The sequence below is a fragment of the Rathayibacter sp. VKM Ac-2760 genome (assembly GCF_009834185.1).
Lineage (GTDB): Bacteria > Actinomycetota > Actinomycetes > Actinomycetales > Microbacteriaceae > Rathayibacter.
Genome location: NZ_CP047173.1, coordinates 2,328,354 through 2,342,450, shown reverse-complemented (window position 1 = coordinate 2,342,450; position 14,097 = coordinate 2,328,354). Strand labels below are relative to the sequence as shown.

The following is a 14,097-nucleotide window of genomic DNA, read 5'->3' as shown; positions in this document are numbered from 1 at the left end:
TCCTGCGGCTACTTGACCCCGCGGATGGCCGGCTCGTGGAAGGAGCCGCCGAAGGCCCGCTCGCTCGCGCCGACGCGATCGAGGTACGGCGTCAGCCCGCCCATCTGGAACGGATAGCCGGCGCCGAGGATGAGGCAGAGGTCGATGTCCTCCGCGGCGTGCACGACGTCGTCGTCCAGCATCCGCTTCACCTCGTCGGCGAGGCCGGTCTCGACGCGCAGCCGCAGCTCCTCGGCGGTCATCGGGTCGGAGCCGCCCTTGACGATGGCGACGGCGCGCTTGTCGACGCCCTTGATCCGGCCCTTGGCGTCGCGCTCGAAGACGTGACCGAGCTCGGCCAGGCGGTGCAGATTCGCGCTGTCGTAGAAGCGGTCCGGGAAGGCGGCGTGGTGGGTGTCGAGCACGTGCGCGCCGACCTTGAGGCCGACCAGCTCGAGCAGCTCGAACGGCGTCATCGGCAGGCCGAACGGCTCGAGCGAGGCCTCGACGACCTCGAAGGGAGTGCCGGTGTCGACGGCGTGCATCGCCTCGCCGAGCACCTTCGCCAGCACGCGATTGACCACGAAGCCGGGGGTGTCGCGGGTGATCACGGCGTTCTTCTTCAGCTTCGCCGCCGTGACCATCGCGGTGGACAGTGTCTCGTCGTCGGTCTGCGGCGTGTTGACCACCTCGATCAGGGGCATCACCGCGACCGGGTTGAAGAAGTGGAAGCCGACCAGGCGCTCCGGGTGCTCGAGCCGCTCGCCGATCCGCTCCACCGAGAGCGACGAGGTGTTCGTCGCGAGGACGGCGGTGGGGGAGACGTAGCGCTCGATGTCGGCGAAGACCTCCTGCTTGACCGAGAGCTCCTCGAAGACCGCCTCGATCACCCAGTCGGCGTCGGCGAAGTCCGCGCGGTCGGTCGTGCCGGTGACGAGACCGCGGAGACGGTTCGCGTCGTCCGGTGAGAGGCGGCCCTTGGCGAGCAGTGTGTCGATCTCGCCGACGATGCTCGCGACGCCGCGGTCGACGCGCTCCTGGTCGAGGTCGGTGATGACCACCGGCACCTGCAGGCGGCGGACGAACAGCAGCGCGAACTGCGTGGCCATGAGCCCCGCGCCGATGACGCCCACCTTGGTGACCGGCTTGGCGAGGGCCTTGTCCGGGGCTCCGGCGGGGCGCTTCGCCCGCTTCTGCACCAGGTCGAACGCGTAGATGCTCGCTCGGAACTGATCGCCCGAGACCAGGTCGGCCAGCGCCTCGTCCTCGGCGGCGAAGCCCTCCTCGCGAGTCGTGTTCTTCGCGGCCTTGAGCAGGTCGAGGGCGCGGTAGGGCGAGGCGGCGACGGTGCCGATCTTGGACTCGAGCTGCTTGCGGGCGATCGCGAGCGCCGCGTCCCACTTGACCAGCCGCTCGATCTTCCCCGGCACATTCGGCCGCTTGACCTCGACGCTCCCGCCGAGGACGCCGTCGGCCCAGACCAGCGAGTTCTCGAGGAAGCTCGCGGAGGGGAAGATCGCGTCCGCGATGCCGAGATCGAAGACGTCCTGGCCCTTGAGGGTCCGGTTGTTCTTCAGCGGGTTCTCGACGATCACCTTGAGCGCGTTCTCGATGCCGATAAGGTTCGGCAGCAGCCAGGCGCCGCCCCAGCCGGGGATGATGCCGAGGAACACCTCGGGCAGGCCGAGCGCGGGGATCGAGGCGCCGACGGTGCGGTAGTCGGCGTTCAGCGCGATCTCGGTGCCGCCGCCGAGCGCGAGCCCGTTGATGAAGACGAAGGACGGCACGCCGAGCTCGGAGAGCAGGCCGAGGGTCGTGTGGCCCAGGCGCGCCAGCTGGCGGCCGATCTCGTGGCTCGGGATGCTGCCGACCTTGCTGAGGTCGGCGCCGGCGGCGAGGATGAACGGCTTGCCCGTCACTCCGACCGCCTGGATCTCGCCGGCCTTCGCGCGGGCCTGCTGGGCGAGCAGCACGTCGGCCAGCTCGAACAGCCCGGCCGGGCCGAAGGTGCTCGGCCGGGTGTGATCGCGGTCGTTGTCGAGCGTGATCAGCGCCAGGACGCGGCCGCTGGGGAGCGGGACGTCGCGGACGTAGGAGTGGGTGACGACCTCGCCCTCGGCGAGATCGACCAGGTCCTCGAATCCTTCGAGCATGATCAGCGTCCCTTCCGTCGTGCGCGCTTGCCGTCGAAGTGCGGGTTCTCCCAGATGACCGAGCCGCCCTGGCCGAGACCGACGCACATCGCGGTCAGGCCGTAGCGGACCTCGGGGTGCGCCTCGAACTGGCGCGCGAGCTGGATCATCAGGCGGACACCGGAGGAGGCGAGCGGGTGGCCGATCGCGATCGCTCCGCCGTACTCGTTGACCCGCGGGTCGTCGTCGTCGATGCCGAAGTGGTCGAGGAAGGAGAGCACCTGCACGGCGAACGCCTCGTTGAGCTCGAAGAGGCCGATGTCCTCGATGCCGAGGCCGGCCTTCTTCAGCGCCTTCTCGGTGGAGGGGACCGGGCCGATGCCCATGATCTCCGGCTCGACGCCGGCGAAGGCGAAGCTGACCAGCCGCATCTTCTCGGTCAGGCCCAGCTCCTTCGCCGCGTCGGCGCCGGCGAGCAGCGAGACCGCGGCGCCGTCGTTGAGTCCGGAGGAGTTGCCGGCGGTCACGCGGCCGTGCGGGCGGAACGGGGTGCGCAGGGTCGCGAGGCCCTCGAGCGTGGTCTCGGGGCGCGGCGCCTCGTCGGCGGTGGCGAGGCCCCAGCCGGCGGCGCTGCGGGTGGCGACCGGGATCAGGTCGGGCTGGATGTCGCCGTTCCGGTACGCCTCGGCGAGCTTCTGCTGGCTGCGGAGCGCGTAGTGGTCGGAGCGGCTCTTGGTGAGCTGCGGGAAGCGGTCGTGGATCTTCTCGGCGGTCTTGCCCATGTTCAGGGCCTCCTCGCCGACGAGCCGCTCGGAGAGGAAGCGCGGGTTGGGGTCGGCGTTGAAGCCCATCGGGTGGCGGCCCATGTGCTCGACGCCGCCGGCGATCACGACGTCGTAGGCGCCGAAGGCGATGCCGCCGGCGGTGGTCGTCACCGAGGTCATCGCGCCGGCGCACATCCGGTCGATCGCGTAGCCGGGAACGGAACGCGGAAGGCCGGCCAGCAGCGCGGCGGTGCGGCCGAGGGTGAGCCCCTGGTCGCCCTGCTGGGTGGTCGCGGCGATCGCGACCTCGTCCACGCGGTCCTTCGGCAGGGCGCCGTTGCGCTCGAGCAGACCGATCATGGCCTTGACGACGAGGTCGTCGGCCCGGGTCTGCCAGTACATGCCCTTCTCACCGGCCCGCCCGAACGGAGTGCGGACTCCGTCGACGAACACGACTTCGGATCTCTCGGCCACAGTGCCTCCTGAAAACGGGATGCCCTCTCGGTCCGGGCATCGATCTCGGTGCCGGGCATCGTTCCGATGGTAGGAAGACGGTGTCCGGCGCCGGAATCCTTTGCTTCTTCCTACGAAGGGGTTTCCGTGCTCTCCGCCGGTGCTTGCCCGGCTTCCACAAACGCCGTGGCGATGGAGCCGGCGGTCGCGTCGATCTGCCAGGAGCGGGCGCCGGCGCGCTCCAGCTCGGCGGCGATGGACGCCTGATCGATCGGCTCCGGCGGGTGCCAGGCGAGGCGGCGCAGCAGCTCGGGGGTGAGCAGGTTCTCGACGGGGAGGGAGAGCAGCTCGGCGATCTCGCCGACGACGGCGCGCGCGCTCTTCAGCCGGGCGTCCGCCGCGGGGTTGCGGTCGCCCCAGGCGCGCGGCGGGGGCAGCGTGTCGGCGGCCGGGCGGACCGGGCTGGGCAGGTCCTCGGTGGACTGGCCGCGCTCGATCGCGGCCCACCAGCGCTCGACCTCGCCTCGACTGGCGCGGCCGGTGAAGTCGCGGCGGCCGGAGAGCTGGCCGAGACTGGCGGGGACGTTGCGGGAGACGGCGACGATCGAGGAGTCCGGGATCAGGCGGCCGGGGGCGATGTCGCGCTCGCGGGCGAACGCGTCGCGCGCCAGCCAGAGCTCGCGGGCGATGGCGAGGGCGCGCGGGCCGCGGAGGGCGTGCATGCCGGAGAGGCGGCGCCACGGCTCGGCGGGGACCGGCTTCGGCTGCCGGGCCAGGGTCGCCTCGAACTCCTCGCGGGCGATGCGGGTCTTGCGCGCCTCGATGAGCATCTGCTCCATCCGGTCGCGCAGGTCGACGAGCAGCTCGACGTCCTTCGCGGCGTAGACGAGCCAGCTCTGCGGGAGGGGGCGGGTCGACCAGTCGGCGGCCGAGTGCTCCTTCGCGAGGTGGATGCCCAGCAGATCCTCGACGACGGCGCCGAGGCCGACCTTGGGCAGGCCGAGCAGGCGGGCGGCGAGCTCGGTGTCGAAGATCCGCTCCGGGTCGAGGCCGACCTCGCGCAGGCAGGCCAGGTCCTGGCTGGCCGCGTGCAGCACCCACTCCTCGCCGCCGATGACGGCCTGGAGGGCGTCCATCCGGCCGATCGCGGGCGGATCGAAGAGGAACGCGCCGGCGCCGCGGCGGTAGACCTGGATCAGGTACGCGCGCTGCGAGTAGGTGAAGCCGGAGGCGCGCTCGGCGTCGACGGCGACGGGCCCCTCGCCGGCGGCGAGGGCGTCGACCGCGGCGAGGAACTCGTCGGGGGTGGAGAGGACACGGTAATCAGTCACGGTTGTTCCGTCGGAAGGCGAGCGAGGTCACGCCGTCGCCCGATACGGGCGGGAGGCCCGCGAGCATGCACAACAGCTCCCCCCACCCTTCCACGTGCGGAGCGAGCTGTGCATCCTCGGGGCTCCAGGAGGCCCGGATCTCGATCTGCGCGCCGTCGCCCTGGGCGGCGAGCTCGCCGAACCCGGTGGAGAGCACCTTCGTGGCGGTGCCGGACGCCGCGGTGTAGAACGCGCCGCGGACGTCGAGCGCATCGATCAGCCAGGACCAGGCGACCTCGGCGAGGAACGGATCGGTGCCGATCTCGATCTCGAGCGGGGCCTGGGCGAAGCAGACGACGCGGAACGGGCCGCCCCACTGCTCCGGCTCCTCCGGGTCGTAGAGCAGGATGAACCGGCCGGTGCCGAGCTCGGAGTCGCGGCCGTGGGCGCGCGGCGAGACGTCGCCGGAGAGGGCGAGCGCGTAGGGAGCGAGGCCGGTGGGCGAGGCGATCTCGGCGACGGTGAGCTCGGAGCGCGTGCTCGCCCGGCGGATCGACTCGGCTGCAGCCCGGAACTCCTCGGGGAGCTGGGACGGGGCTGGGAAGTCGGGCACGATCGCAGACTAGAGTTCCCGCATGCTCGAAGCCCGCAGGCACGCCGCGGAACGCGGGCGCACCGGTCTGGTCGTCGCCGGGCTGCTGGCGGTTCCGGCGCTCGCGGCGGCGACGGCCCTCGGCGCGGGAGCCCTGACGACCGCCTTCGTCCGCGGGGTCGTCACCCCGCCCTCCCGGCGCGCGCAGGACGCGCGGGTGCTCGCCGTGCGACGGGAGGTGGGCGAGATCGAGCTCGCGGCCGACCGCGAGACGGGCGTGCGCGGCGGGTTCTCCCTCTGGTTCGACCACGGGCGCGGGCACGCGCGGATCGGGCGGCTGCTGGCGACCGGGCGGGGCCGGGTCGTCCGGGAGCTGCTCGCCGTGGACCGCGGCACGCTGCGGCCGGGTGCGCGCGGGCGGGTCAACGGCTGGCTGCTGCCCTCGCCGCGCGCGACCGGGCTGCGCTTCACGGCGGAGGAGGTGCCGACGCAGTTCGGCGCGGCTCCGGCCTGGCTCTTCCCGGCCGAGGACTCGGACGTCTGGGCGATCCACGTGCACGGACGTGCGACGACACGGGAGGAGACGCTGCGCGGCACGTCCGTCTTCCACCGGGCCGGGCTGACCTCGCTGGTGGTCTCCTACCGCAACGACGGCGACGCTCCGGCGAGCCCCGACGGCCGCTACGGCCTGGGCGAGACGGAGTGGCGCGACGTCGACGCCGCGATCCGCTTCGCCGAGCAGCGCGGCGCTCGCGCGGTCGTGCTCGTCGGCTGGTCGATGGGCGGCGCGATCGCGCTGCAGACCGCGCTGCGCTCGAGCCGCCGCGATCTGATCACCGGGCTGGTGCTCGACTCGCCGGTGATCGACTGGCGGGAGACGCTGCGCGGGCAGGCGAGACTGCGCGGGATCCCGGTGCCGATCGCCGCGCTCGCGCTGACCGTGATGCAGCAGTCGTGGTCGGTCGCGCTGACCGGGCAGAGCAGCCACATCCCGCTGGCCGGGCTGGACCTGGTCGAGCGGGCCGCGGAGCTGACCGCGCCGATCCTGCTGCTGCACAGCGTCGACGACGACTTCGTGCCGAGCGGTCCCTCCGAGGCCCTCGCGGCGGCGCGGCCGGACCTGGTCGAGCTCGTGCTCTTCCACGGTGCGCGGCACACCCGGCTGTGGAACGACGACGCGGCGCTCTGGGAGGGCTCGGTCCAGGGCTGGCTGCGCGAGCGCGCGCTCAGCCGGTCCGGCTCCAGCGCGCGTAGGTGAAGCCGGCGTCGTCGGCGGCGAGCGCGGTGAGGGAGTAGGCGTCGTCGAGGCGCGCGTCCGTCGCCGCCACCGGCAGCCCGGGGAGCACCACGCGGGGCGCGGTGGTCAGGCAGATCTCGTCGACGCGTCCGGAGGCGAGGAACTGGCCGGAGAGCGACGCGCCGCCCTCGCAGACGACGCGCTCGAGCCCTTCGGCGCTCAGGGCGGCCAGGATCGCGTCGACGGCCATCCGCCCGCCCTCGGCCGGCACCCGGACGATCTCGACGCCGCGGGGGAGCCCCGCCGGAGCACCGCCGCCGGCCGGCAGGAGCAGGAGCACGCGCGCGCCCTCCTGCAGCTCGAGCCGGTGGCCGGCCAGATCGCCCGTCGCCGACACGATCGCGAGCGGCGAGCGCTTCGGCACGCGGTACCCCTCGGCGCGGACGCTCGCGGCGCCGACCAGCACGACGTCGGCCTGCGCGCGGATCACGCCGAGGATCGTGCGGTCGACGCGGTTGGTCAGCGTCTCGCTCGTGCCGTCGGAGCCGATGCTCGAGCCGTTGAGGCTCGCGATCATGTTCAGGCGCACGCGGACGTGCTCGGCGGGCCGGTAGGCCGTCTCGATCGCCGCTCGCGCGCCGTCGTCACCGAGACGGATCGCCGGGCCGGCGGGGACGAGCGGCCGGAGGATCACGCGGCGAGGTGCGCGCGGATCTGGCGCTTGGTGCGACCGAGCAGGGCGCTCATCCCGCGCAGCCGCAGCGGCGAGACGGCCTGGGAGAGGCCGATGGTCTGCGGGAAGTCGTCTGGCACGGCGAGCACCTGCTCCGGGGTGAGGCCGTCGAGCCCCTGGGCGAGGATCGAGGCGAAGCCGCGGGTGGTCGGCGCCTCCCGCGGTGCCGTCGCGTGCAGGTGGATCACGTCGCCGTCGAACTCGACGACGATGAAGACGGGCGACTGGCACTCCTCGACGCGCTCGAAGAGATCGGGGTGGTCGCGGTAGCGCTCGGGCAGCTCGGGCAGCTCGTTCGAGAACTCGAGGAGGAGCTGGAGCCGCTCCGGCTTCTCGAGGGCGAGGAACTCGTCCCGGATCTCGCGGAGCGCGGGCCCGAGGTCGTCGGTGGTGGGCGTGTCGGCAGTCATCGGGATCATTCTTCCATCCGCCGGGCGGCGGGACGCAGGGGAGAGGGCCCCGGCACGGGTGTGCACGGGGCCCTCGGAGACGCTCGGCGCTGACGGGTCGGCGCTGACGGGTCGGCGCTGACGGGTCAGCGGGGCGCGGGCGCCTCGCCGGGCTCGGCGCCCTGCACGATCGGGACGCGGACCGCGCTGCCCCACTCCGTCCAGGAGCCGTCGTAGTTCTTGACGCCCTCGAAGCCGAGCAGGTGGGTGAGCACGAACCAGGTGTGCGAGGAGCGCTCGCCGATGCGGCAGTAGGCGATCACGGTGTCGCCGTCGGCCAGGCCGGCGCCGTCGCGGTAGATGCCGTTCAGCTCGTCGAGGGAGCGGAACGTGCCGTCCTCCGCCGCGGCCCTGCCCCACGGCACGTTCTGCGCGCTGGGGATGTGGCCGGCGCGCAGGGCGCCCTCCTCCGGGTAGGCCGGCGCGGTGGTGCGGGCGCCGGAGAACTCCTCGGGGGAGCGGACGTCGATCAGCGGGTTGCCGAAGTGGGCGAGCACGTCCTCCTTGAAGGCGCGGATCGCGCTGTCGCTGCGCTCGACGGTCGGGTACTCGGCCGCGGCCGGGGTCGACGCATCGGTCGTGATCGGCCGGCCGTCGGCGATCCACTTGTCGCGGCCGCCGTCGAGCAGGCGGACGTCCTCGTGGCCGAAGAGGGTGAAGACCCAGAGGGCGTAGGCCGCCCACCAGTTGTTCTTGTCGCCGTAGATGACGACGGTGCTGTCGCGAGCGATGCCCTTGCCGCCGACCAGGGCGGCGAACGCGGCGCCGTCGATGTAGTCGCGCTGGACCGGGTCGTTGAGGTCGGTGTGCCAGTCGATCTTGACCGAGCCGGGGATGTGGCCGGTCTCGTAGAGCAGCACGTCCTCGTCCGACTCGACGACCACGAGCCCCGGGGTGCCGAGGCGCTGCTCGAGCCACTCGCCGCTGACGAGTCGTTCGGGGTGCGCGTAGGCGGCGAACTTGGGCGACGGATCGAGTTCAACGGACAAGAGGGACCTCCGGGATGGTGCGCGATGCGCGGGCGTGGTGCTCGAATGGGCGGCGGTGCGAGCGGGCTACGCTGGAGCCCGCCCTCAGCGACAGTACGCGCCCTCGTGCGCGGGTGCACGGACGGCGCCGTAAGAGTTCGACACAGTGCCCGGCCCCTGCCCGGACGCAGGATGCGAGAGCGCGTGACCCCCGACGACGTCCGTTCGACGAGCAGCCTGACGACCCGGTCGCCGCAGATCAGCGGCCACGAGATCGCCTCGACCCTGGTGCCGCCGCGGCAGTTCGAGGGAGCCACCTTCGAGAGCTACCGGCCCGATCCGGAGTACCCCTCGCAGGCGGAGGCCGTCGAGGCGCTGCGGGCGTTCGCGGCCGGCGGCGGGTCGGCGAAGGGCGGCGGCGGGTTCCTCGGCTTCGGCCGGAGGAAGGCGCCGGCGGTCAAGCCCGGCGTGTACCTCGACGGCGGCTTCGGCGTCGGCAAGACCCACCTGCTCGCGGCGATCTGGCACGCGGTGCCCGGCCGCACCTACTTCGGCACCTTCATCGAGTACACCGCACTGGTGGGCGCGCTCGGCTACGCGGCGACGGTGTCGCTGCTCAAGGGCTCGGCGCTGCTCTGCATCGACGAGTTCGAGCTCGACGACCCGGGCGACACGATGCTGATGACGCGGCTGCTGGGCGAGCTGGTCGCCTCCGGCACCCGCATCGCTGCGACCTCGAACACGCCGCCGAACGCGCTCGGGGAGGGCCGCTTCGCCGCTGCCGACTTCCTCCGCGAGATCCACGCGATGGCGGAGCACTTCCAGACCATGCGGATCGACGGCACCGACTACCGCCGCCGGGACATCGAGGGCCACGCGGTCACCCGCACCGACGCCGAGATCGACGAGCTCGTCGCGTCGGCGCCCGCCGGGGCGGTCGTCACCGACGACTCCTTCCGGGCGGCGGTCGATCACCTCGGCTCGGTGCACCCCTCGCGCTACATCAAGGTGATCGACGGGGTCGACGCGATCGTGCTGCGCGACGTCGCCACCCTCACCGACCAGACCGACGCGCTGCGGCTCGTCGCCTTCATCGACCGGGTCTACGACGCGCAGATCCCGGTGCTCGCCTCGGGCGTCGCGCTCGACGAGGTCTTCGGCGGGGACATGCTCAGCGGCGGCTACCGGAAGAAGTACCTCCGCTCGATGTCGCGGCTCATCGCGCTGACGTCGATGCGCGCCTTCGGCTGACGATCCCGAGGAGCACCGGGGGATTCCGGAGCGAGCGCACGGGTGCCGCCCGGCTGATCGGCGGCGCGCCGTAACGCGCTGTTTACACGGGCGGCCCGCTCGTAACATCCGCGAAACCTCGTGCCGCACGGGACGTAACGTCGCGCGACCAGACTGTCGGCTACCCGAGGTGACCCGACACCCCCGTGTCCTCCCGAAGCCTCTTCGGGGTCGTGCAGCGACTGCCGACCCGCATCGGGCTCCGCACTGCCCACTCCCTGCACGACTCTGCTCACTCACACGACTCTGCTTACTCACGAGAGGTTCAACAATGGATCAAGGCAATACCGCGTTCCTGCTCCTGGCGGCGGCGCTGGTCCTGCTCATGACCCCCGGGCTCGCCTTCTTCTACGGCGGCCTCGTCCGCGCGAAGAGCGTCATCAGCATGATGATGCTGAGCTTCGGCGCGATGGGCCTGATCGGCGTGCTGTGGGTGCTCTACGGCTACGCGATCACCTTCTCCAACGCGGGTGTCGGCGACTTCGTCGGCATCGACGGCCTGATCGGCATCGACCTCAGCCAGCTCGGCCTCGCCGGTGCCTACGCCGAGGCCCAGGGCGACATCGAGACGGCCTTCCCGACCCTCGCCTTCGCCGCCTTCCAGGCGACCTTCGCGATCATCACCGTCGCGCTGATCTCCGGTGCGATCGCCGACCGCGCCAAGTTCGGCGCCTGGATGGTCTTCGCCGGCGTCTGGGCGACCATCGTCTACTTCCCGGTCGCCTCGTGGGTCTTCAACTTCACCCTCGGTGACGAGGGCGTCGTCGACGGCGGCTGGATCGCCTACAACGTCGGCGCGATCGACTTCGCCGGTGGCACCGCGGTGCACATCAACGCGGGTGCTGCGGCCCTGGCCCTGGCGCTCGTCCTCGGCAAGCGCGTGAACTTCACCAAGGGCGCGCACCAGCCGCACAACCCGCCGTTCGTGCTCCTCGGCGCCGGCCTGCTCTGGTTCGGCTGGTTCGGCTTCAACGCCGGCTCCGAGCTGGCGGCCGACGGCTTCGCGGCGATCGCCTTCCTCAACACCATCGCCGCTCCCGCCGCCGCGATCCTCGGCTGGCTCGTGGTCGAGAAGATCAAGGACGGCAAGCCCACCTCGATCGGTGCCGCCTCCGGTGCCGTCGCGGGTCTCGTCGCCATCACCCCCGCCTGCGCGAGCCTCTCGCCGTTCTGGGCGATCGTCCTCGGCGTCATCACCGGTGCGGTCTGCGCCCTGGCGATCGACCTCAAGTACAAGCTCGGCTACGACGACTCGCTCGACGTGGTCGGCGTGCACCTCGTCGGTGGCCTCATCGGAACGCTCTACATCGGCTTCTTCGGCACCGACGTCGGCCTCTTCCTCACCGGTGACGCCAGCCAGCTCGGCAAGCAGGCCCTCGCGGCCTTCACGGTCCTCGTCTACTCCTTCGTGCTCACCTACGCGATCGGCTGGGTCATCCAGAAGACGATCGGGTTCCGCGTGAAGAACGAGGACGAGATCGCGGGCATCGACACCGCCATCCACGGCGAGGCGGGCTACGTCCTCGCGGACTAGCTCTCTCTCGCAGCACACCTTCTGCGCAGCACGCCCTCTGTGCCGCCCACCCCGAGGCGCCGACTCTCCCGAGTCGGCGCCTCTCGGCGTTTCATCCGGGCTAGGGTCGTCAGGTGCCCTCCTCACGCTCGGTCGTGTCCCTGCTCCTCCGACTGCTCGGCCGCTCGAGCACTCGCCGCGCCGATGCCGGCGCCGCCGCGCAGAGGCCGTATCTGACGACCACGGCACCCACTCCCGGCGCCTCCGGCGTGGGGCGCACCTCGGAGGTCGATCCGACCCGGCTGCGCGGCGTGCACCTCGGCTACGCGCCGACGCCGGACGGCGATCCGGACCCGGGCGAGGTCGTCTGGACCTGGGTGCCCTACGAGGAGGACGACGGCCGCGGCAAGGACCGGCCCGTGCTCGTCCTCGCCGTCGAGAAGGCGGGCACGGCGCTCGCGATCCGGCTCAGCTCGAAGGAGCACGACGGCTATCTCGCGGTCGGCGCCGGCCCCTGGGACCCGGAGGGTCGGCCGAGCTACGCCGATCCGGAGCGGGTGTTCCGTGTGCACCCCGCGGGGATGCGGCGCGAGGGCGCGGCGCTCGAGCGCGCGCGGTTCGACGCGGTCGCCCGGGTCGTCTCGGCGCGGTACGGCTGGCGCTGAGCCGGCACTGACCTCCGGCGGCCCCGCCTAGGCGGTCGGGGCGATCCGCACGAGCTGCGGGTACTTGGCCGTGCGGCCGTCGCCGGAGGACGTGCCGGTGAGCCGGCGCCGCAGCCACGGTGCGACGTGGTTGCGGTAGTACTGCGCCGAGCCGCCGCTCGCGGCCGGCCGCTCGGGCGCATCGTCGGCGGCGGGCGGCACCGGGAGACCCAGTGCACCGAGCACGCGGGCGCTGACGCGGTGGTGGCCGCGCGGCCCGAGGTGCAGCCGGTCCTCCGACCAGAGGGTCGGGTCGGCGAAGGCCGCATCGGTCCAGTTGTCGGCGACGACGATGTCCTGGCGCTGGCTCGTGCGGCGCAGGACGGCGGAGGTGAGGGCGTCGCCGCGGCGCTTGATCAGCCGGCCGAGCGGGAGGCGCGCGGACGGATCCGGGGCGGAGAGCGCGATCAGGGTCACGCCCTCGGCGTCGCAGCGGGCCAGGACCTCGAGGTAGCGGTCCGCGATGCGCTCGATGTCGGCGCTCGGACGCAGCATGTCGTTGCCGCCGCCGTTGAAGGAGAGGTGGGTCGGCCGCAGGGCGAGGGCGGGCTCGAGCTGCTCGTCGACGATCGGGTCGATGAGGCGGCCGCGGATGGCGAGGTTGGCGTACTCGATCGGCTCGCCGAGCGCGTCCGCCCAGCTCTGCGCGGTGAGGTCGGCCCAGCCGCGGGCGGTTCCGTCGGGGAGCTCGTCGCCGACGCCCTCCGAGAAGGAGTCGCCGATCGAGACGAAGCGGACGGCGGTCATCGGCGCGGCGATCGGGGCGGGGTTCCGGTGCGGGGCATCGTCGCACTGTAGCCCGGGAAAGCGTGTACCGTCGGCCGCATGGATCAGGACTCGCCGACCTCCGTCGAACTGCCGGACGGGGTCGGGCGCCTCGTGCTCACCGATCCGGAGACGCCGCCGAGGGACTCGCCGCGGCCCTATCTGCATCCGCTGCGGACGCCCGGCGGGCGCATCGTCAGCGACGTGCGGCCCGCGGACCACGACTGGCATCTCGGGCTGTCGCTCGCGGTGTCGAACATCACCATCGGCGCGGACGAGCTCGACACGAACCTGTGGGGCGGACCGACCTGGCTGACCGGGACGGGCTACCGGCAGGTGGACAACAACGGCTCGCAGCGGCCGGAGGGTGCGGACCCGGGTGGCCTCACGCTGGGGTGGTTCGATGCGCACGGGCGGCGGTTCCTCGACGAGCGGCGGCGCCTGAGTGTCCGCCGGCTCGGGGACGCGACGGTGCTGCGGATCGAGAGCCGCTGGCGGGCGCTCGGGGAGCGGCTGGTCTTCGGGTCGCCGACCACGGCGGGGCGGCCGGACGCGGGCTACGGCGGGCTGTTCCTGCGGCTGGACCCGTCGTTCGACGGGAGCACGGTGAGCGGACCGGACGGGGCTGTCGCGGAGCCGATGGGGACGGTGTCGCGTTGGCTCGCGGTTGTGGACGGGAGCACGACGGTCGCTTTGCGGGCGGACGAGGGCAACCCCGTCGATCCGACGACGTGGTTCGTGCGGACGAGCGAGACGCCGATGCTGTGCGCGGCGCCGTTCTTCGGCGCGACGTGGACGCTGGAGGCGGGCGCCGAGGCGAGCTGGAGCTGGCAGCTGCTGCTGGCGGATCGGGTGCTGGGCGCGGCGGAGATCGAGGCGAGCTGGGGGCGGGGCGCTTGAGTGCTCGCGGGGCGGGTCTCGATACGCCGCTGTGCGGCTACTCGACCAGCATGAACGGGGCGGGTCTCGATACGCCGCTGTGCGGATACTCGACCAGCATGAAGGGTGCGCGCGACTCATGGTGACCGAGTAGCCCGCGGAGCGGGCGTATCGAGATCCGACGGCGTCGGAGGACGGGTCTGCAGACATCCCTGCTGACGGGGGGCGGGTCTCGATACGCCGCTGCGCGGCTACTCGACCAGCATGGGGCGGCTACCCGACCAGCATGGAGGGGCCGCTGCGCGGATGCGTGAGCAGCGCGACGGGGC

The 14,097-nt window shown here is 72.5% G+C and carries 13 protein-coding genes; 5 read left to right on the top strand and 8 right to left on the bottom strand.

Translation table 11 applies throughout. The features are described 5' to 3' along the window. Window positions 1-8: 8 nt before the first annotated feature. The 4 genes from GSU72_RS10625 to GSU72_RS10610 form a co-directional block, all read right to left on the bottom strand. Window positions 9-2,132: a 3-hydroxyacyl-CoA dehydrogenase NAD-binding domain-containing protein gene (locus GSU72_RS10625; RefSeq protein WP_159984989.1), complete on the bottom strand. Its 2,124-nt coding sequence runs from the start codon at window positions 2,130-2,132 to the stop codon at window positions 9-11. Between the two features lie 2 nt (window positions 2,133-2,134). Then, a complete protein-coding gene (locus tag GSU72_RS10620) occupies window positions 2,135-3,349 on the bottom strand; it encodes a thiolase family protein (RefSeq protein WP_159984988.1) in 1,215 nt (404 codons plus the stop codon). A 110-nt stretch (window positions 3,350-3,459) separates the two neighbouring features. Continuing rightward, the gene (locus GSU72_RS10615) at window positions 3,460-4,659 is read right to left on the bottom strand and encodes a ribonuclease D (RefSeq protein ID WP_159984987.1); all 1,200 of its coding nucleotides are present in this window, start codon (window positions 4,657-4,659) and stop codon (window positions 3,460-3,462) included. Further along, window positions 4,652-5,251, bottom strand: a complete 600-nt coding sequence (locus GSU72_RS10610; RefSeq protein ID WP_159984986.1) for a DUF3000 domain-containing protein — start codon at window positions 5,249-5,251, stop codon at window positions 4,652-4,654. Before GSU72_RS10610 ends, GSU72_RS10615 begins: the two co-directional genes overlap by 8 nt. A gap of 22 nt (window positions 5,252-5,273) precedes the next feature. Here GSU72_RS10610 and GSU72_RS10605 point away from each other — a divergent pair, with 22 nt between their 5' ends. Further along, on the top strand, window positions 5,274-6,488 hold the full coding sequence (locus tag GSU72_RS10605; protein ID WP_159984985.1) for an alpha/beta fold hydrolase: 1,215 nt from the start codon (window positions 5,274-5,276) through the stop codon (window positions 6,486-6,488). Here GSU72_RS10605 and GSU72_RS10600 read toward each other — a convergent pair. The 3 genes from GSU72_RS10600 to GSU72_RS10590 all read right to left on the bottom strand — a co-directional run bounded on the left by GSU72_RS10600 (window position 6,457) and on the right by GSU72_RS10590 (window position 8,638). Continuing rightward, window positions 6,457-7,161, bottom strand: a complete 705-nt coding sequence (locus GSU72_RS10600; RefSeq protein WP_159984984.1) for a dihydrofolate reductase family protein — start codon at window positions 7,159-7,161, stop codon at window positions 6,457-6,459. The genes GSU72_RS10605 and GSU72_RS10600 overlap by 32 nt on opposite strands. After that, the gene (locus tag GSU72_RS10595) at window positions 7,158-7,610 is read right to left on the bottom strand and encodes a SufE family protein (RefSeq protein ID WP_159984983.1); all 453 of its coding nucleotides are present in this window, start codon (window positions 7,608-7,610) and stop codon (window positions 7,158-7,160) included. The genes GSU72_RS10600 and GSU72_RS10595 overlap by 4 nt, the downstream gene beginning before the upstream one ends. Window positions 7,611-7,735: 125 nt before the next feature. Beyond that, entirely contained in the window at window positions 7,736-8,638 is a 903-nt protein-coding gene (locus tag GSU72_RS10590) for a sulfurtransferase (protein WP_159984982.1), read from the bottom strand. Between the two features lie 183 nt (window positions 8,639-8,821). On the opposite strand from GSU72_RS10590, the gene zapE reads away from it, so the two are divergent. The 3 genes from zapE to GSU72_RS10575 all read left to right on the top strand — a co-directional run bounded on the left by zapE (window position 8,822) and on the right by GSU72_RS10575 (window position 12,085). Further along, on the top strand, window positions 8,822-9,868 hold the full coding sequence (gene zapE, locus GSU72_RS10585; protein ID WP_244255762.1) for a cell division protein ZapE: 1,047 nt from the start codon (window positions 8,822-8,824) through the stop codon (window positions 9,866-9,868). A gap of 310 nt (window positions 9,869-10,178) precedes the next feature. Continuing rightward, entirely contained in the window at window positions 10,179-11,441 is a 1,263-nt protein-coding gene (locus GSU72_RS10580) for an ammonium transporter (RefSeq protein WP_159984980.1), read from the top strand. A gap of 113 nt (window positions 11,442-11,554) precedes the next feature. After that, on the top strand, window positions 11,555-12,085 hold the full coding sequence (locus tag GSU72_RS10575; protein ID WP_167306103.1) for a type II toxin-antitoxin system PemK/MazF family toxin: 531 nt from the start codon (window positions 11,555-11,557) through the stop codon (window positions 12,083-12,085). Between the two features lie 27 nt (window positions 12,086-12,112). Here GSU72_RS10575 and GSU72_RS10570 read toward each other — a convergent pair whose 3' ends face one another. Continuing rightward, window positions 12,113-12,871, bottom strand: a complete 759-nt coding sequence (locus tag GSU72_RS10570) for an SGNH/GDSL hydrolase family protein (RefSeq protein WP_159984979.1) — start codon at window positions 12,869-12,871, stop codon at window positions 12,113-12,115. 78 nt (window positions 12,872-12,949) lie between these two features. Between GSU72_RS10570 and GSU72_RS10565 the strand changes: the two genes are divergently transcribed. Further along, window positions 12,950-13,789 carry a DUF6807 family protein gene (locus tag GSU72_RS10565; protein ID WP_159984978.1) on the top strand — a complete coding sequence of 280 codons (840 nt, stop codon included), beginning with the start codon at window positions 12,950-12,952 and terminating at the stop codon, window positions 13,787-13,789. Window positions 13,790-14,097: the final 308 nt, after the last annotated feature.

Excerpts from the sequence above, each read along its gene's own strand:
- GSU72_RS10625 (WP_159984989.1), bottom strand. The coding sequence starts at position 2,132 with ATGCTCGAAGGATTCGAGGACCTGGTCGATCTCGCCGAGGGCGAGGTC.
- GSU72_RS10605 (WP_159984985.1), top strand. The coding sequence starts at position 5,274 with ATGCTCGAAGCCCGCAGGCACGCCGCGGAACGCGGGCGCACCGGTCTG.
- GSU72_RS10595 (WP_159984983.1), bottom strand. The coding sequence starts at position 7,610 with ATGACTGCCGACACGCCCACCACCGACGACCTCGGGCCCGCGCTCCGC.
- GSU72_RS10580 (WP_159984980.1), top strand. The coding sequence starts at position 10,179 with ATGGATCAAGGCAATACCGCGTTCCTGCTCCTGGCGGCGGCGCTGGTC.
- GSU72_RS10570 (WP_159984979.1), bottom strand. The coding sequence starts at position 12,871 with ATGACCGCCGTCCGCTTCGTCTCGATCGGCGACTCCTTCTCGGAGGGC.
- GSU72_RS10565 (WP_159984978.1), top strand. The coding sequence starts at position 12,950 with ATGGATCAGGACTCGCCGACCTCCGTCGAACTGCCGGACGGGGTCGGG.